The 17,551-nt window shown below is 38.6% G+C and carries 16 protein-coding genes, 2 tRNA genes and 1 rRNA gene; 10 read left to right on the top strand and 9 right to left on the bottom strand.

Features of this window, described 5'->3' with window-relative positions; all coding sequences use genetic code 11:
- Positions 1–223 precede the first annotated feature (223 nt).
- From B9T27_RS02645 to B9T27_RS02625, 5 genes are all read right to left on the bottom strand, one after another.
- Positions 224–790: a hypothetical protein gene (locus B9T27_RS02645; protein ID WP_086205417.1), complete on the bottom strand. Its 567-nt coding sequence runs from the start codon at positions 788–790 to the stop codon at positions 224–226.
- A 155-nt stretch (positions 791–945) separates the two neighbouring features.
- Positions 946–1,488, bottom strand: coding sequence for a glutathione peroxidase (locus B9T27_RS02640; RefSeq protein WP_086205291.1), 543 nt, complete (start codon positions 1,486–1,488; stop codon positions 946–948).
- Between the two features lie 152 nt (positions 1,489–1,640).
- Positions 1,641–2,165 carry a hypothetical protein gene (locus B9T27_RS02635; RefSeq protein WP_086205290.1) on the bottom strand — a complete coding sequence of 175 codons (525 nt, stop codon included), beginning with the start codon at positions 2,163–2,165 and terminating at the stop codon, positions 1,641–1,643.
- A 191-nt stretch (positions 2,166–2,356) separates the two neighbouring features.
- Positions 2,357–3,121, bottom strand: a complete 765-nt coding sequence (locus tag B9T27_RS02630; RefSeq protein WP_086205289.1) for an AraC family transcriptional regulator — start codon at positions 3,119–3,121, stop codon at positions 2,357–2,359.
- A 30-nt stretch (positions 3,122–3,151) separates the two neighbouring features.
- On the bottom strand, positions 3,152–4,384 hold the full coding sequence (locus B9T27_RS02625; RefSeq protein ID WP_086205288.1) for an MFS transporter: 1,233 nt from the start codon (positions 4,382–4,384) through the stop codon (positions 3,152–3,154).
- Between the two features lie 142 nt (positions 4,385–4,526).
- On the opposite strand from B9T27_RS02625, the gene B9T27_RS02620 reads away from it, so the two are divergent.
- On the top strand, positions 4,527–5,177 hold the full coding sequence (locus B9T27_RS02620; RefSeq protein ID WP_086205287.1) for a TetR/AcrR family transcriptional regulator: 651 nt from the start codon (positions 4,527–4,529) through the stop codon (positions 5,175–5,177).
- Positions 5,178–5,286: 109 nt separating this feature from the next.
- Positions 5,287–6,198, top strand: coding sequence for a DMT family transporter (locus B9T27_RS02615; RefSeq protein ID WP_086205286.1), 912 nt, complete (start codon positions 5,287–5,289; stop codon positions 6,196–6,198).
- A gap of 443 nt (positions 6,199–6,641) precedes the next feature.
- Here B9T27_RS02615 and B9T27_RS02610 read toward each other — a convergent pair whose 3' ends face one another.
- From B9T27_RS02610 to B9T27_RS02600, 3 genes are read right to left on the bottom strand one after another with little or no spacing between them, the layout of a single operon-like run.
- Positions 6,642–7,211: an L-threonylcarbamoyladenylate synthase gene (locus tag B9T27_RS02610; protein WP_086205285.1), complete on the bottom strand. Its 570-nt coding sequence runs from the start codon at positions 7,209–7,211 to the stop codon at positions 6,642–6,644.
- A 46-nt stretch (positions 7,212–7,257) separates the two neighbouring features.
- A complete protein-coding gene (gene dprA, locus B9T27_RS02605; RefSeq protein ID WP_086205284.1) occupies positions 7,258–8,394 on the bottom strand; it encodes a DNA-processing protein DprA in 1,137 nt (378 codons plus the stop codon).
- A gap of 18 nt (positions 8,395–8,412) precedes the next feature.
- Positions 8,413–9,567, bottom strand: a complete 1,155-nt coding sequence (locus B9T27_RS02600; RefSeq protein WP_086205283.1) for a LysM peptidoglycan-binding domain-containing protein — start codon at positions 9,565–9,567, stop codon at positions 8,413–8,415.
- A gap of 122 nt (positions 9,568–9,689) precedes the next feature.
- Here B9T27_RS02600 and def point away from each other — a divergent pair, with 122 nt between their 5' ends.
- The 4 genes from def to B9T27_RS02580 all read left to right on the top strand — a co-directional run bounded on the left by def (position 9,690) and on the right by B9T27_RS02580 (position 13,194).
- Positions 9,690–10,220: a peptide deformylase gene (gene def, locus B9T27_RS02595; RefSeq protein WP_086205282.1), complete on the top strand. Its 531-nt coding sequence runs from the start codon at positions 9,690–9,692 to the stop codon at positions 10,218–10,220.
- A gap of 92 nt (positions 10,221–10,312) precedes the next feature.
- Positions 10,313–10,756: a DUF2946 family protein gene (locus B9T27_RS02590; protein ID WP_086205416.1), complete on the top strand. Its 444-nt coding sequence runs from the start codon at positions 10,313–10,315 to the stop codon at positions 10,754–10,756.
- A 70-nt stretch (positions 10,757–10,826) separates the two neighbouring features.
- The gene (locus B9T27_RS02585; protein WP_086205281.1) at positions 10,827–12,896 is read left to right on the top strand and encodes a TonB-dependent copper receptor; all 2,070 of its coding nucleotides are present in this window, start codon (positions 10,827–10,829) and stop codon (positions 12,894–12,896) included.
- 28 nt (positions 12,897–12,924) lie between these two features.
- Positions 12,925–13,194 (top strand): hypothetical protein, encoded by a 270-nt coding sequence (locus B9T27_RS02580; RefSeq protein ID WP_213033005.1) that lies wholly within the window; start codon positions 12,925–12,927, stop codon positions 13,192–13,194.
- Between the two features lie 58 nt (positions 13,195–13,252).
- Here B9T27_RS02580 and B9T27_RS02575 read toward each other — a convergent pair whose 3' ends face one another.
- Entirely contained in the window at positions 13,253–14,461 is a 1,209-nt protein-coding gene (locus B9T27_RS02575) for an oxygenase MpaB family protein (protein WP_086205280.1), read from the bottom strand.
- Positions 14,462–14,546: 85 nt separating this feature from the next.
- Here B9T27_RS02575 and B9T27_RS02570 point away from each other — a divergent pair, with 85 nt between their 5' ends.
- From B9T27_RS02570 to B9T27_RS02555, 4 genes are all read left to right on the top strand, one after another.
- A complete protein-coding gene (locus B9T27_RS02570; protein WP_086205279.1) occupies positions 14,547–15,164 on the top strand; it encodes a TetR/AcrR family transcriptional regulator in 618 nt (205 codons plus the stop codon).
- 476 nt (positions 15,165–15,640) lie between these two features.
- Positions 15,641–17,178 (top strand): 16S ribosomal RNA (locus B9T27_RS02565).
- Between the two features lie 61 nt (positions 17,179–17,239).
- Positions 17,240–17,316 (top strand) — tRNA-Ile (locus tag B9T27_RS02560).
- Between the two features lie 81 nt (positions 17,317–17,397).
- Positions 17,398–17,473 (top strand) — tRNA-Ala (locus B9T27_RS02555).
- Positions 17,474–17,551 lie beyond the last annotated feature (78 nt).

Here is a 17,551-nt window from a genome sequence, read left to right as displayed (position 1 = left end):
CCGCTTATATACTCAATTTTAGTTAGTTCTTTATACAGTAAAACAGAGTCAAGATTTTGTGACTATATGCTTAATGCTTAAATCTGAGAAATAGATGACTGTAAGTGTTATAGGCAGATGTGGTTATAACCCACATCTGCTTTATAACTGAGCATTAAAATGAATTGGGCATAATCAGAAATTGTCTGTATTAGCTTTGCTCAGAATTTGCTGATGAGCTACCTTAGGGAATCAGCATACTGGCCAGTTTCAGCATATCCATTTGAATATTATTCATTTGTTTTTCAATTTTTTTAAAGTCAACTTGGCTTAAATCTAGGTCGCCATTTAAAAATGAGGATTTCAACATTTGCTGATTCGCTTGAATAACTTGTTGGCGAATTGCATCAATTTCCTGACTTTTAAGCTCTAAAGAAATTAAAGCTGTATTAAATCCACGTAATTGTTGTCTTAAATCTTGAGCAGTCTGTTGTAAGTGCTGTTGGTTTTTCGTGTCGATGGCTTGTTGTAAATCGGATTGAAGCTGTTGTAGCTTTGCAACATAGTCACCTGTTTTAAGTTGAACGCTGGCAACATCACGCGCAATGTAAAACATATTGCCGCTTTTTAACTCGGTTGGAGTTGAGCTAGTCTGCTTTTCGATAGTTGAATCAGATGGATTAACGGCTTCAACTTCAGCTTGCTCACTTTGATCACCGCTAGATTGTGGAGATTGATCACAACCGATCAGTAAAATACCTGAAGTAAAAATTACAAAGGGCAGTACGGCATTTTGGAAAAGCTTTTTCATCATCTTTAAGGTTTAAAATAGAGTTTATGACATCTAATATAGATGTGAAATGTGAAGAAAGATCGAATTGTTGCAAAGTAATAACAGAACAATACTAAAGCTGGTGGTCTAAAGTTTAAAAAGAGTGTTCTAAACACTCTTTTTAAAGCTATTATTTATTTTGCAAGTTCTGCATTAATTGCATCGACAATTCGTGGATCATCGGCGGTTATGTCTGGGGCAAAGCGTGCGACAACTTCACCATTTTTATTAATTAAAAACTTTTCAAAATTCCATAATACTTCAGGTTTAGGATTGGGTGTTAAGCCATAATCGACTAAATCTTTCCACCATGGGCCTTCACCAATACGTTCTGGAATCGCATTAATTAAGGTCTGATAAAGTGGATGTTTATCTTCACCAGCAACTGAAATTTTGGCAAAAAGTGGAAAATGTACATCATAGGTTAAAGAACAGAACTGCTGGATTTCATCATTGCTGCCAGGTTCTTGTGCTAAAAAGTTATTAGCGGGAAAAGCTAAAATTTCTAAGCCATCTTGTTTTTTTGCTTGATACAGTTTTTCTAAGCCTTCGTATTGAGGAGTTAAACCACATTTTGAGGCGACATTGACAATAAGTAAAACCTTGCCTTGATATGTATTTAGTGTAACGTCATCGTTGGTAATGGTTTTGACGGGAATGTTGTAAACCGAGGTCATAGGGTTATCCTTACAAAATATTCTGTGTGAATCACGGTAATGTTTTAGCTGGAATTCAGAATAACAACAAGTATTTCTTTTGAAAGGTGGCAGTGGATGCAATCAAACAGCAGGTTCGGTCATCTGCTGTTTGGTGTTTGATGTTTGGAAAATTATTTTGCAGTATTGGCGGTTGTTTGCAATTTTTGCATATCGGCTAATAGGCTTTTTTGAATTTCAGATGCTTTCTTTTGGAGTTCTGTGAGTTTGTTCATATCAGGTGGATTAGCAGTACTGGCTTCTGTTAACTCAAGGCTAAGTTTATTTGATTCTTTCATTTTTTCACGAAGTGCTTCGGCTTCGGTACTTTTGAGTGTCAGGTTATCCAAGTCTTTATTGAATGCCTCTATATATACTTTCATTTTATCAAAGACAGCAGTGAGTGCATTTTTATCTTTTTTTTGCACTGCTTGCATCATTTCTGTTTGAAAATCGATGAGCTCTTTCGCTTTTGAGGTTGAAAGTGTTTGAATTTGCGCTAAATCACTCTTAATGTCTGTAGCATTATTTGTACTTAAGCTAGCAATGGTTTTTTCTGATGTAGTGGTTGAACCTGAAGTTGATTCATTTGGTTTTTTATCACAAGCAGTTAAAGCGACTGAAGCAATACAGAGTGATGCAAGTAATAATTTTTTCATTCGTTCATCCTTATTCTTTCAAATCATTATTGATGAATCTGAGTTTATTTATTCAAATTCAAAAAGCTATTTATGCCTAAAATTGAGCATTCGCCTAAAATCGCATATTTATTGTGCATTGTTCTATAGTTGTTTTGTAGGTAAGTTGATGAAAAATGAAAGTATAGTGATAAGAGATACAATCAATCCGCTTAAGCTTCGCGCATTTGTGAAGGGGTTTGCCCAGTATAGCGTTTAAAAAACTCAATAAAGCTAGAGCTGTGTTGATAACCCAACTCATAAGCAATACGTTTAATACTCTGGCCCTGTTTAAGTTGAGAGAATACATAAATAAGTTTAGCCCGATTACGCCACTCAGAAATTGAGATCTGTAGCTCTTGTTGGCTTAATCGTAAAATATGTCGCTCGCTAAAATTAAAACTTTCAAAAATTTGTTGCAGACTTTGGGTAAAGAGTAATGGGTCAGCAAGTTTTTTAAGAATAGGCTCTAGAATGGGATGATTACTTTGTGGCAAATACTGGTCATAGCAAGGTGCGAATTGCATTTGATCCAGTAAAACTTGTAACAGATGTTGTTGATATTCAACAGAAGGATAATTTAATTTTTTTTGTGCCAAGAGTTCAGCTACGGTGTGTCTGAAAAATGGACTAATACTAAATGTCTTACAAGTAGATGCAAATTTATTGCAGAGTTCAGGATGAATGCGAATACAAATATAATGGGTAATATGTTCATCTACCGCGACTGAGCAATGCTCAGTTTGCGGAGGAATCCAGAAACCATAACTGGGCGGTGATAAAAATAATTGATGATTTATTGAAAATTCGAGCAAGCCATTAAAACTAAAATTAAAATCTCCCCATAAACTGCTATGGGGAGTGACAATATCATTTTTGTGATAATGAAATTCTTCAATTTCAATTAATGTATTTAATAATGGCAATGGGGTTTGCATAGTTTTGAATCAGTTATATCTACCATAAATTTAAGCCTGATATTCTATTTCGGGGTTATTCAGACCACGTGACCAAGTAAAAATTGAAACGATCGCTAAAACGATAAAGCTTAGTACACTATACAATAAAGTATTGGCATTAAAATGATCAATAATATATCCACCAAATAATGAACCTGTTGCAATCATAATTTGGAAGAAGCCGACAAAAAGCGGCATACCTTTTTCTACCGATTGTGGTGCATGTACAAACATCCAAATATTGGCTGTAGTTGGGAAAGCACCAAATGCGAAACCCCAGAGTGCAGTTAAGGCAAAAGCCCCAACTTTATAAATGGCGAGCACAGGAAAACTGAAGAAAACAACGGCAAAACAGAGCCCAATAAAAGCAAACGTATAACGGACATTTAAGTTACTGCTATACCCAGCAAAGGCATTACCAAAAATACCTGCAATTCCATAGAGTAATAATAACGAACTAATGGTTGCTCCATCAAAACCTGCGACATTTTTAAAGAATGGTGCGAGATAACTAAATGAAGAAAAATGTGCTAAACCAATCAGTAAGATAATGATTAGACCTTTCCGAGCTTTGGTTTCACGCAATAAAGCAGGTAAATCCCGAAAATGAATTGCAGAACTGGGTTTGAGTTTTGGTAAAAAGATGAGCTCTAGAACAAAAACGACTGTACCAATCACAGCCGTCAGCATGAATGTTGTGCGCCATCCCAAGAATTCACTCAACCAAGTTCCAATGGGTACACCGAGTACTGTTGCTAAAGTAACCCCGGCCATCACCACAGCAGTGGCTTTGGCAATTGGAAGATGTGATGGTGCAAGCTTTCCACTTAAAGCAATAGCTGTTGCCCAAAAACCACCAATCGCAATACCTAAAAAGAAGCGACTAAAAAGTAGCATTTCAAAGGTGGTTGAAACGGCGGTCATAATATTAGCCATTACCATAACTGCAGTTAAGCCAATTAATAAATATCTACGGTCTAATTGTTTGACCCAAACTGGTAATAATGGTGCGGCAAGTGCTGCCATAATTCCAGGTAAAGTAATGACTAAACCTGCCGTTCCAATGGATACATTTAAGTCAGTTGCAATACTGTTGAGTACACCAATGGGGAGAAATTCGCTGGTCACTAATGCAAATGCGGTGATAGCAACGGTTAATAATGCATACCAGCTGCCTTGAGTGGTGGGAGGTGTAGCTTCACTGGGGTATTCAGAAATTTGAGATGCAGTGTTTTGAGCCATGGCGATAATTCCTTGGTCTAAATTGTCATGATATTGGGAAGTAACTATTTTAATAGCGATCGTTATAAAAATAAAATATTTGATTCGTAATGTAATGTCAATTAATTTAATAACGATTGTTATAAAAAAATGTGTGAAGTTTATGACAGATTTAGAAAGTGCAGCAGAATTGCTTTCCGTTGATAGGGAAAGTAAGCGGAAACGAGGTCGACCAAAATGCTTCAATGAACAAGAAGCATTGCAAAAAGCCATGTTGTTATTTTGGGAGTATGGTTATGAATCGACTTCAATTAGTGATTTAACCCAGTCTTTAAATATTACAGCCCCCAGTCTTTACAGTAGTTTTGGTGATAAATCACAATTATTTCATCGGTGCTTAGAATATTATTTAGAGCACGAGGCCTGTCCGATCGAGCGAATTTTTCAAGAAGCAAAAACGGCCAAAGTCGCATTTGAATTATATTTATACGAAAATGTGCAACGATTAGTGCAAGCGCATAAACCCACAGGTTGTATGTTGGTGGTTGCGACAATGAATTGTTCAGAGCAAAATCATGCCATACAAAATGAGCTATTACTTAAGCGTCAAAAGACGAAGCAGAAACTCTTTGAGCGTTTAACTCAAGGTGTTCAGGATGGCGATCTCTCAACTCAAGTTGATTTAGTTGAGATGACTGACTTTTATACTACGGTCATTCAGGGTCTAACTTTGCAGGCAAGGGATGGTGTTATGAAAGAGCAATTGAATCAGGTTGTTCGCCATGCCATGAAATCTTGGATTTTATTTGAGTGATGGTATTTTGAGATGTCTTAATATCAATATCAATGTCTGAAATTCCTTATATTAATTAATTCAGACTTGATTGAGAATAGTAGTTATCTAAATATAGGCTCAAATTTAAATGAATATAAAGGTGCAAAATCAGTGGTGGGCATTTTGCTTACCGGTGATCGCTGTTTTAATTTGGTCTATGAATATTGCGGTTACCCGATATGTTGCCGATTATATTTCACCTGTCAGTATTAGTTTTTATCGCTGGTTAGTCGCTTTTATTATCTTGACCCCGTTTATGCTGGTTAAAGTATGGAAGCAACGTCATTTAATTCAGCAGCATTTTTTTCAATTTGCAACCTTGAGTGCCTTTGGAATGGTGCTTTATCAGGGGTTATCTTATTCCGCATCGCATTATACGACCGCAACGAATATGGGCATTATTAATGCTTTTATTCCTGTGTTTACCATTTTTGTTTCCATCGCAATTTTAAAAGAGATTCCTAGTCGTTTTGCTGTAATCGGTAGTCTTCTATCTTTTTTTGGATTGCTTTATGTTATGGCACAAGGAAACTTTTCTAGTTTATTGAGCATTGGTGGACATTGGGGCGATATCGTTATGATCTTTGCCGTGTTTTTCTATGCTTTTTATGGTGTATTTTTAAAAAAATGGCAGTTAAAAATTCCTTTATTGATTAGTCTTTATATTCAGATTGGATTTGCATTAATTTATCATTTACCTTTTATACTTTGGTTTGGTTTAGATGCAATTAATGCACAAAATGCCGCAAGTGTATTTTATGCTGGTGCCTTTCCTTCACTGATAGCACCTTTACTTTGGATGATGGCAGTGCAATATATTGGGCCAAATAGGACCAGTATCTTTATGAATTTAATGCCAGTTTTTACTGCGATTATTGCTTATTTTTGGTTGAAAGAGGCATGGACTATTTATCATTCTATTGGTGGTGTGATTATTCTTACCGGAATTATACTTGCTCAAAAGAAGGTAAAAGTCGAGAAGAAGGTCAGTGCAGCATAATCTTGAGTGAGAGGTTTGACTAAAAAGCACTCAATTGAATATTTTTTATATTATTATTTACATGAATTTTATATTTAAATTGATCTGATATTTCGATAATATTCTATTGATTTAAAAAATAATAAAATGAATATAGGTACTTAATTTTATTATTTGGTTGATTAAACTATCTAAATAAGAATGTGTGCCGTAGATATCATAAAAATATAATATTTGTATAAAAATTCGGTTTATTGCATAATGCGTGCCTTGCAGAGAGCAGATACTTAAGTTTATCTAAACTTATAATGCTAGCATCAGATTTAATGAACCCTCTGGATGTGATTTATCACATCCTTTTTATACTCAGTCCTACTCTATAGGGCTGAGTTTTTTTTGTTTAAAATTTAGTTTTGATGGAAATATTCGCTTCATTTAAAATGGATAAGTAGTAGAAAAATCAATTACTCACGAATAATGCTACCCGTTACTGCATCAATAATTTTACTGGGTTCATGACTGAGGCCTAAGTCACCATTTAAATAATTTAATTCTGAGCCAAAATATTGACTGGCTTGTTGTAACGATCGGGCAGGTTCTAAACCTGCTGGATTTGCACTGGTTGATACAATGAAACCATTAAACGCATTGCATAATGCAATACATAAGGGGTGGTTGGTCACACGTACTGCAACTTGAGTATGCTGTCCTTTAATCCATTCTGGAATATTGTGATCTGCTGGAAGTAACCACGTTGTGGCACGATCCAGTTGGGAGCGTGGTGTCCAAGATTCAATCACTTGACTTCGAATATGGGGATCTAAGTTAAGTAGAAGGTGTTCAATTTGACTAATTTGTCCTGCCAGCAAGATAACGCCTTTTTCAATTGGTCGTTGCTTTAAACGTAAAATCTCTAAAAAAGCGCTTTCATTATACGGGTCACAGCCGAGACCCCAAACAGCTTCGGTTGGGTAGGCTAAGACTTCACCTGTGTGTAAAATTTGAGCTGCTTTAGCAACAGAGGTTGTAAGCATGAATTCTTGCCCTCTAATTGATTTAGAAAGAGAGCTATTGTGAACCTTAATAACTATTACGGCAACGTAAGTACAATCCAGATTGTTGAATACAGAGACCAAATAGTTCGAGTTCCATTAAATTACTAGTCAGTTCAGCGGTATCCATTTGCAATTTTGTGATGAGGACATCTAGGTTTTGCCCGACCCAATCTAATTGTTGATAGATTGGAAATAAATGTGGAGGAATATCAAATTTTTCTGCTTTAGTTTCAGCCGATTCAGTCTGTTGTTGATAATGCCATTGGGTAGGTAAAGCCAGATCTTCAATAATTTGTTCAGGATGATCAACTAAAATTGCACCCTCACGAATCAACTGATGGCAACCTTGGTGAAACGCACTATAAATGTGTCCTGGAATAGCAAAGATGATTTTACCTTGTTCTGCCGCAACTTTAGCAGTAATGAGTGAACCACTGTCGAGGGCGGCTTCAGCAACCAGTACGCCTAAGCTGAGTCCACTGACGATACGATTTCGGCGTGGAAAATGATGTTGTAAAGGTTTGGTTTCGGGTAGAAACTCACTCAGGATCGTACCTGAGTTAAGTAGAATCTGATCTTGTAAGTTATGGTTCTGAGCTGGATAAATTTGGTCAAGTCCAGTGCCAATAACAGCAATAGTTCGATGATGTTTCAGTCCACCTAAATGTGCCGCAGTATCTATGCCTTGAGCTAAACCGCTGGTAATAAAAAATCCTTTTTCACTTAGATAATAAGCAAAATCATAAGCGACTTGTTTACCATGTGGACTCGGTTTACGACTGCCGACAATGGCAATTTGTGGTTGGCTTAAATTTTGGAAGGCACCTTTGCCAAATAAAATGGGTGGACGATCTGAATAGGGGAGGAGTTGTTGTGGATAATGCGGTTCAGATTCCAGCAGTATAAAATCAGTATTTATTTGGATTTTTTTAAGACATTGCTCAAATGCTGACTGTGATGGCGTGGTTAAAAAGTCCTGAGCCCGTTGAATATGATTGTGATGAATATTGAGCTCTGACCACCGCTGTAAATTCGCAGCAGTCATCGCATTTTCAATTGAGCCAAAAAATTGTGCCAGTTTGCGGTAGGTCGAAAGTGAATGTTGAACTAAATACCATAATTTAATGCTGTTTAAGTGCACATCAGATATCGAATTCAACATTCCAGTCTACCTAATTATTTAGTCATTAGAGGTTGTTGGAGATTGAATTTCAGCACCGAGTTTAATCGGTAATGAACTATCTAGAATATAACCATAGCTTAATTGGTCAAAGGTTTTAAACAACATGAGCGTACCTACACGTTGGCTTGGTAACTTGATCATTTCTTTGGTTTTAGGATCTTTAACCGTTTCACCTTGCTGATAAACACTAAAGACTTGTCCGACTTTTGCACCTTGTAAACTACCACGGTCAACCGTGACGACGCTATTTGCTGCCGCTGCACCAATAGAGCCTTGCACACGAATAATTTTACCGCCAGCAGTGACTTCATTTGCAGCTGTTGGATAGAACAAGCTTGGTAATTGGTCATTATATTGCGGCAAAACATAATCACTACGGCGGACTTCAGCATTATAACTTTGGGTCAGTTCTACAGTTGTGACATCATTTTCACTGCCAACGGCAAGGCCAGAGGCAACTTCGGTCAGTTCAACGCCTGCATTATGTTTTTTACCATCTGCACCAAGAAGCATATAGGGTTCTGATTGACGGTAGACGCCATAGCGTTGTCCAATTACAAGACCATTGCCACGTGCATATACTGTTTGTCCTGCACCTGTAATCACACGATTATCTGCAGCACCTACAATATAAGGAATATTGGTTAAAGATTCGGGTGCTACAATAATGCTATGTTCTAACCATGGCTTGATATCAGCCAATGGAATAACTGGAATACTACTTTCTAGTACTTCAATTCGAATTTGCGGTTTTAATGAAGTGCCACCTTGATGACGACGAATCACGCCATCACAACCATCTCCTTGATCGACTCCAACTAAAGGTCGGCCATTGAGTGTGCAAAGTAATAGTTTATCCCCTGGATAAATCCAATGTGGATTTTTAACCTGTGGATTACTTGCCCAAATTTTAGGCCAAAGCCATGGTTTACTTAGAAATTTTCCAGCAATACCCCATAGTGTATCACCACGTTTTACCACGTAAACATTCGGAGCACTGGCTTTAAGCGCTGGAGGATTCTGATTCGGACTCGCTGCTTGTGCGACATCAATATAAGCAACGCTCGCACTGAGACAAATTGCGAGTGCTAAAAACTGTTGTTTAAACCCCGTGGCATTAAAGTTTGCTATGCCGTTGAAAACCTTTTTCATTATCATAATTCCTAAAATTATGTATCTATTTGCGTTATAATGCGCATATTACACATATTTTTTTAATGAAGCACAAGCTCATTTAGTTTTAAGATCAATGGCATAGCCAGTGAGGATACAGTATGGCCTTATTACCTATTTTAAGTTTTCCTGATCCCCGTTTGCGTACCATTGCAAAACCTGTCGATGAAGTGACGGATGAAATTCGTCAGCTTGCAGCAGACATGTTTGAAACCATGTATGAAGCACCAGGGATTGGTCTGGCAGCGACACAAGTAGATCGTCATATTCAGCTTATCGTCATGGACTTATCTGAAGATAAAAATCAACCGATGGTATTCATTAACCCCAAAGTTACATTTCTTACAGATGAAACCTTGTCTTATGAAGAAGGTTGTTTATCTGTTCCCCAAATATACGATAAAGTTGATCGTCCGTCACGTGTAAAAATTCATGCAATTGGCTTAGATGGTAAAGCTTTTGAACAAGAAGCGGACGGACTTCTTGCTGTATGTATTCAACATGAAATGGATCACTTAAATGGCAAACTTTTTGTGGATTATTTATCACCATTAAAACGCCAGCGTGCACGTGAAAAAGTTGAAAAAGTAGTACGTCAACGTCAAAAAGAGCAAGTTGCAGTTAAGCGTTAAGTTTTTAACAAGTTAAAAACAATAACTTAATTTAGCCCAATTCCGATTGGGCTTTGTTATACTTGGCTTAGAGAAATGTTGAGAGGAACGTGTTGTTATTACGAAGTGGGTTGCTGCTTGGTTTTGCCGCAGTATTTTTACAGATCGCTGTATTTTTACAGCCTTTGCTTCCGACGCAATATCAAATTGCTCCGGTCTGTGAAACCATTTCTCAACTTTTAATCCAAAGTCAGTTCTACGAAAAATCTCAGCACACTTCTCATCATGCGCATAGCTCACATGAGCAACATTCTGCTCAAAAAATAGTAATCGAGAAATCCCCATCTGGGCATGATCATCATGATCTGAATCATCAATGCCAATACTGTACTGTTTATGGCAACTTGGTGTTACCGCCTGATTTAGAAATCAAAGTGGTTTTAGATCGTATTCAAGTCCGACTCATTGCATTTCAAAAAGCATTCCGACATGTTTATTTTGTTCTGCAACGCTTATATCTCATCCCTCAGGGGCGAGCGCCACCTCTCTTTACATAAATCAAAACTTTTTTCTTTGGGTCTTTACTGACTCCAGCCTTGTTTTATTTATGATTTAAGAGAGACGAAAATGGCTCAGCCTAAATTCTTTTTACAGCCACTTGCCGCTGCGATTTCTGTTGCGTGTTATTCAAGCGTAGCATTTGCAAATGTTCAACCAATGGCCACTCAACTTGCTCCCATTGTTGTGACTGCACAATTAGCCAATGATACGAATGGCTTGATTATCCATGCAGATCCTAAACAGCCCATTCAACCAATTCCAGCAAGCGATGGTGCAGATTATTTACAAAGTATTCCTGGTTTTAATGCCATCAAAAATGGTGGAACCAATGCGGATGTGACTTTTCGCGGTATGTTTGGTTCACGAATTAAAATATTAACCGATGGTTCTGAAAACCTAGGTGCGTGTCCAGCAAGAATGGATGCACCAACATCCTATATTCAGCCTGAAAGTTATGATCAAATTTCTGTGATTAAAGGGCCACAAACGGTTCAATATGCCAATACTGGTTCCGCAGCAACGGTTATTTTTGAGCGAAAAAAACCAGAGTTAAATACTGAAAAGTCATATCAAGGTCAAGCCAGTGTTTTGATGGGTTCTTTTGGGCGCTTGGATCATAATGTTGAAGCCACCGTGGGTGATGAGAAAAAATATGCCCGTTTAAATGCCAATCGATCTGAATCTAACAGCTATAAGGATGGTGATGGCCATACAGTTCCTTCAGCGTGGGAGCGTTGGAATGCGGATCTTGCATTGGGGTGGACACCGAATGAGGATACTTGGTTAGAACTCACAGGTGGTAAGTCGGACGGCGAAGCATTATATGCAGGTCGTGACATGGATGGTTCACAGTTTGCTCGTGAAAGTTTGGGGCTGCGTTTTGAAAAGAAAAATTTGACTGAGGTAATTAAGAAAGTCGAAGGGCAGGTGAACTATAGCTATAACGATCATGTGATGGATAACTTTAGATTACGTACCCCACCAATGATGAAGATGACACATGGCGCACATACCATGCTGATGCCAAATCCTTCAGAAATGCAAGTGACACGTCGGACTCTGAATTCACGTCTGGCGATGACATCAGAATGGAATAAAATTGATTTAGTCACTGGGATTGATTCACAGCAGAATCGTCATGCTGGCAGCATGAAATCTATGATGATGAATATGCCTCTCACCACCAATATGAAGTTTCAGTCTTATGGTGCATTTGGTGAGCTTGGATATCAGTTTAGTGAAAACTCAAAACTGGTGACAGGTGCACGACTTGATCAAGTCAAAATTGATGCACTTAAATTGAATGATGATCGTAAAGAAACATTACCGAGTGCTTTTATCCGTCTAGAGAACCAATATCCTGAATATAATGCCAAAAGCTATATTGGTTTGGGTTATGTCGAGCGCGTACCAGATTACTGGGAGCTTTTTAGTACTGCACATGGCAATACGGGGATGGCTAAACCAACATTTAATGATTTAAATAATGAAAAAACATTGCAGCTAGATCTTGGGTATCAACATCAATATGGTGCATTTAACTCATGGGTATCTGCCTATGCAGGTTTGATTAATGACTATATTTTAATGAGTTATCACAATCATTCAATGGCTGGTATGGGGGGGCATGATCATGGTTCTTCTTTTAGTGCTGGCGCTAAAAATGTCGATGCTACCATTGCTGGAGCAGAGGTGGGTATCGGCTATCAATTGAGCGATGCAATTCAGGCGGATGTCAGTGCTGCATACGCATGGGGTGAAAATACGACAGATCAGAAAGCTTTACCTCAAATTGCACCTTTAGAAGGACGCTTTAATCTTCGTTATGTACAGGATAAATATACTTTAGGTATGTTGTGGCGTGTGGTTGCCAAGCAAGATCGCATTAGCCTCAATCAAGGTAATATCGTGGGGTATGACATGAGTGAAAGTAAGGGATTTGCAACACTGGCGTTGAATGCTTCTTATCATATTGTGAAAGATGTTGATGTCGCGGTGGGGATTGATAACGTTTTAGATAAAACCTATACCGAACATCTGAATAAAGCAGGTAGTTCAGGTTTTGGTTTTGCCAGTACTGAGCAGTTTAATAATGCGGGTCGTAATTATTGGGCACGTATCAGTATGAAGTTTTAATCCTATTTTTATTGTTTTGGAGAGTTATATGACTACGTTTACAGAAAAGTTATCCCCTGAACAGTCAGGCTGGGGATGGAAATCATTGATCATTGCCTGTATTTTAAGTTTTATCTTTATGTTGTTCTTTTATTTGGCAATAAGTAATGATCCTGAGTATATGCCTAGTCATAAACAAACTTATACACAGCAGAATGTATTTAAGTCAGGACCAGTGATGACGAAACAACCGATATCGGGCCAAATAGATATACCACACAAGCCGATGGATGAGTCTATGCATGTACAGCATGAATAGCAGCAATTGAATAATAAAGGGGGAGCTTTTAAGCTTCCTCTTTTCATTTTATGACCTCTTATTGATGCATGCTGGCAAGCTGCTTTCCATCTTCTGCATATAAATCTAAGGCATGCTTTTGTATATGACGACCATGTTGCAGTAAAAATGTATCAATTTTTTTAAAACGTCGAGCACTGGTGTGTAGCACAGCATTTCGAGCAATTAAATAATAAGCAAACCATGCCGCAGAATGATGCTTTAAACCCAATGCTTGCATTTTCTTACGACCCAGAAAAAACTGAGTAATTTCTAAATGTCGGTGATAAGCCAGTTTTTGTTGCAAAGGACGCAAATATTTATACTGTCTTTGAAAAGGTTCTTTAGACAAGCTTGAACCCAAAGATTTACTGGTTGCATCGGGTTTAGGGTGGGTAAACGGCAGCCAATATAAAAACTTCCAGCCTTCAGACTCTTTATCAATCAGCCATTTCTCATCGATCCCCATTAACCAACCGGTATACTTCCAAAAATGCAAAAAGCAATCGACTTCACGTTTATTTGGAAAAATGCCTAAGGCACGAACACCTAGTAACAGCACTCCACTAAATGCAATATTGGTCATGGCTTGGTCATATTGATTAATGGGTAAGCCCCAGGTTTCAGTATCCCATTTTTCTGACTTATTGAGTTGGTGACGCACTAAGGCATGAATAAAGCGAACATAAATAGTTGAGGTAAAGCCAGGGTTAAAGCGGTTAAAAGCATGTGGTTCAGTAATATCCATCCACCACTTGGTTGTTTCAGCAAGGCGTTTAGCTGGATTTTTATTTAAAGCACCTGTTAAAACCAAAGGTTGATTTAAGCCAGGATACAAATAGCCCATCATTAAAGCCAAATCACGCAGAATAAACCCACTATTAAAACCAAGCCGATAAATAAAATTTAAAGCATCACTCATTTTTTCTGAATCGAACCACGCAGGTGGTGTTTCAACTAATTTAAAGAATTCATTTAATTCAGGTATGTCATGCGGCAGTTGATCTAAACCTTCATACAACGCCGTTGTAAAATATTGACGATGCTGCTTAGGATTTTGCAAGATCCAAATCAGCAGCTTATCCATTGGCACATCGCCTGTCAGTAATCCCTGATGCAGTGATCGGTAGTCTAAATAGCTGGGTTCGAACCTTTGATCTGTTAAATAATTTAGGATTTGTGTCTTCCAATTACGGTTTAGCATTTTTTCAAAAGGCGCTAAGCGTTTTAGTGCAATAAGAGTTGACATTTAGGGTTAGTCCTGATTAATGTTTAATCAAATCTTAATATGAATATTTATTCGCATTCAATTCGCATTTAACTGTGAGACGAGTATGAGAAAGAAACCACAACAACAACGTGCCATGGTGATTGTGAATAATATTTTGGAAGCAACTCAGCTGTGTATTGTTGAATATGGTTTATTACAAGTAACAACGCCAAAAATTGCAGAAAAATCGGGGGTTAGTGTTGGTTCTATCTATCAGTATTTTGAAAATAAAGAAGAGATTATTGAAGAGCTGTTACGCCGTAAAAGTGAAAGTCTAGGTTTGGCATTGAAGCAAATTGCGATTAGCCAACAAAGTTTTAACATTCAGGAAATCATTTCCTTCAGTATTCAATTTGGATTTGACATGATGAAAGCAGATGATGGTTTCTTTATTGAAATTCTGAAACATTGGCATGGCTATAACAATTCTGAAGCTGCTCAAATCTTGGAGAAGCACTTTTTTGAAGTGGGAATGTATGTCTTTAATCGGTTTTATTCAGATTGGAACTTTGAAATTCTTAAACATAAATCATTTGTGATTATTAATAGTACTTTGTTTACAATGATGCAGTATGTGAGTAACAACAACTTTCTTATTTCAGAACAACAGCTTAAGAGTGAATTATCGACTATGATCCTGAGTTACTTAGAACAAGGTAGTTTAGTTAAGAATAATTTATAAATATATTTTCAGTAATAAACAATTACTTATCTACATCATGGTAGAAAAAACCACCATTTGAATAAATTAATTAAAGAAAGGGGTTGCGTAGGAAATTTTTTCCCCTATAATGCGTATCCATCGGCGGTGATGTTAAACAAAACCTCTGATAAATCAATAAGTTGATTGAGTTGTTAAGATTTCTGAATGAGATTTTAAAGTTTGATTAAAAAATGATTTATTAGAAAATAAGTTAAACAAAACCAGTTGACTTTCTCTCGAAAGAGGGTAGTATAGCCGACCTAGCTTGCTGATGACGAATCAGCAAGAAGATCATTAAGAGCTTATGAAGAACAACTTGTGTGGATTTTTACTGGTTGATCGATCGAAATTATTTTCATTGATTGATGGTAGAAATTACTCGAAGTTTATTTGAGAAATATTTGTCAGAAAATTGATGAGCCAAGATTGGTAGCCTTTAAGCTACTACTGATTTTAAACTGAAGAGTTTGATCATGGCTCAGATTGAACGCTGGCGGCAGGCTTAACACATGCAAGTCGAGCGGATGAAAGTAGCTTGCTACTGAATTTAGCGGCGGACGGGTGAGTAATACTTAGGAATCTGCCTATTAGTGGGGGACAACATTTCGAAAGGAATGCTAATACCGCATACGCCCTACGGGGGAAAGCAGGGGATCTTCGGACCTTGCGCTAATAGATGAGCCTAAGTCAGATTAGCTAGTTGGTGGGGTAAAGGCCTACCAAGGCGACGATCTGTAACGGGTCTGAGAGGATGATCCGTCACACTGGGACTGAGACACGGCCCAGACTCCTACGGGAGGCAGCAGTGGGGAATATTGGACAATGGGGGAAACCCTGATCCAGCCATGCCGCGTGTGTGAAGAAGGCCTTTTGGTTGTAAAGCACTTTAAGCGAGGAGGAGGCTCCCTAGATTAATACTCTAGGTGAGTGGACGTTACTCGCAGAATAAGCACCGGCTAACTCTGTGCCAGCAGCCGCGGTAATACAGAGGGTGCAAGCGTTAATCGGATTTACTGGGCGTAAAGGGTACGTAGGTGGTCTTTTAAGTCGGATGTGAAATCCCTGAGCTTAACTTAGGAATTGCATTCGATACTGAGAGACTAGAGTATGGGAGAGGATGGTAGAATTCCAGGTGTAGCGGTGAAATGCGTAGAGATCTGGAGGAATACCGATGGCGAAGGCAGCCATCTGGCCTAATACTGACACTGAGGTACGAAAGCATGGGGAGCAAACAGGATTAGATACCCTGGTAGTCCATGCCGTAAACGATGTCTACTAGCCGTTGGGGTCTTTGAGACTTTAGTGGCGCAGCTAACGCGATAAGTAGACCGCCTGGGGAGTACGGTCGCAAGACTAAAACTCAAATGAATTGACGGGGGCCCGCACAAGCGGTGGAGCATGTGGTTTAATTCGATGCAACGCGAAGAACCTTACCTGGTCTTGACATAGTAAGAACTTTCCAGAGATGGATTGGTGCCTTCGGGAGCTTACATACAGGTGCTGCATGGCTGTCGTCAGCTCGTGTCGTGAGATGTTGGGTTAAGTCCCGCAACGAGCGCAACCCTTTTCCTTATTTGCCAGCGAGTAATGTCGGGAACTTTAAGGATACTGCCAGTGACAAACTGGAGGAAGGCGGGGACGACGTCAAGTCATCATGGCCCTTACGACCAGGGCTACACACGTGCTACAATGGTCGGTACAAAGGGTTGCTACCTAGCGATAGGATGCTAATCTCAAAAAGCCGATCGTAGTCCGGATTGGAGTCTGCAACTCGACTCCATGAAGTCGGAATCGCTAGTAATCGCGGATCAGAATGCCGCGGTGAATACGTTCCCGGGCCTTGTACACACCGCCCGTCACACCATGGGAGTTTGTTGCACCAGAAGTAGGTAGTCTAACCGCAAGGAGGACGCTTACCACGGTGTGGCCGACGACTGGGGTGAAGTCGTAACAAGGTAGCCGTAGGGGAACCTGCGGCTGGATCACCTCCTTAACGAAAGATTGACAGTCGGTAAGAATCCACAACAAGTTGTTCTTCATAAAGATATATCTGAGGGTCTGTAGCTCAGTTGGTTAGAGCACACGCTTGATAAGCGTGGGGTCACAAGTTCAAATCTTGTCAGACCCACCAATCTAACGAACGAAAGATTGATGAAGAAATTCATTGAGCTTGAGTAAGTAGACAAACAGATAAATCATTCTTACGATAGCTGGGGACTTAGCTTAGTTGGTAGAGCGCCTGCTTTGCACGCAGGAGGTCAACGGTTCGACTCCGTTAGTCTCCACCATATATATAGCTAGGTGATTACAGAATTTAATGAATAAGATAAGCACTTAGGTGTTTATATAAATGTTTATTAAATTCT

The sequence above is a fragment of the Acinetobacter sp. ANC 4648 genome (genome assembly GCF_002135345.1).
Lineage (GTDB): Bacteria > Pseudomonadota > Gammaproteobacteria > Pseudomonadales > Moraxellaceae > Acinetobacter.
Note: the sequence above shows the minus strand (reverse complement) of the source record. Positions and strands in the feature narration are given on the sequence as shown.

What these genes read in the sequence shown, in the direction of transcription:
- B9T27_RS02635 (WP_086205290.1), bottom strand. Translation starts at nt 2,165, where the DNA reads ATGAAAAAATTATTACTTGCATCACTCTGTATTGCTTCAGTCGCTTTA.
- B9T27_RS02645 (WP_086205417.1), bottom strand. Translation starts at nt 790, where the DNA reads ATGAAAAAGCTTTTCCAAAATGCCGTACTGCCCTTTGTAATTTTTACT.
- B9T27_RS02600 (WP_086205283.1), bottom strand. Translation starts at nt 9,567, where the DNA reads ATGAAAAAGGTTTTCAACGGCATAGCAAACTTTAATGCCACGGGGTTT.
- B9T27_RS02625 (WP_086205288.1), bottom strand. Translation starts at nt 4,384, where the DNA reads ATGGCTCAAAACACTGCATCTCAAATTTCTGAATACCCCAGTGAAGCT.
- B9T27_RS02630 (WP_086205289.1), bottom strand. Translation starts at nt 3,121, where the DNA reads ATGCAAACCCCATTGCCATTATTAAATACATTAATTGAAATTGAAGAA.
- dprA (WP_086205284.1), bottom strand. Translation starts at nt 8,394, where the DNA reads ATGTTGAATTCGATATCTGATGTGCACTTAAACAGCATTAAATTATGG.
- def (WP_086205282.1), top strand. Translation starts at nt 9,690, where the DNA reads ATGGCCTTATTACCTATTTTAAGTTTTCCTGATCCCCGTTTGCGTACC.
- B9T27_RS02610 (WP_086205285.1), bottom strand. Translation starts at nt 7,211, where the DNA reads ATGCTTACAACCTCTGTTGCTAAAGCAGCTCAAATTTTACACACAGGT.
- B9T27_RS02615 (WP_086205286.1), top strand. Translation starts at nt 5,287, where the DNA reads ATGAATATAAAGGTGCAAAATCAGTGGTGGGCATTTTGCTTACCGGTG.
- B9T27_RS02570 (WP_086205279.1), top strand. Translation starts at nt 14,547, where the DNA reads ATGAGAAAGAAACCACAACAACAACGTGCCATGGTGATTGTGAATAAT.
- B9T27_RS02620 (WP_086205287.1), top strand. Translation starts at nt 4,527, where the DNA reads ATGACAGATTTAGAAAGTGCAGCAGAATTGCTTTCCGTTGATAGGGAA.
- B9T27_RS02575 (WP_086205280.1), bottom strand. Translation starts at nt 14,461, where the DNA reads ATGTCAACTCTTATTGCACTAAAACGCTTAGCGCCTTTTGAAAAAATG.
- B9T27_RS02640 (WP_086205291.1), bottom strand. Translation starts at nt 1,488, where the DNA reads ATGACCTCGGTTTACAACATTCCCGTCAAAACCATTACCAACGATGAC.
- B9T27_RS02580 (WP_213033005.1), top strand. Translation starts at nt 12,925, where the DNA reads ATGACTACGTTTACAGAAAAGTTATCCCCTGAACAGTCAGGCTGGGGA.
- B9T27_RS02585 (WP_086205281.1), top strand. Translation starts at nt 10,827, where the DNA reads ATGGCTCAGCCTAAATTCTTTTTACAGCCACTTGCCGCTGCGATTTCT.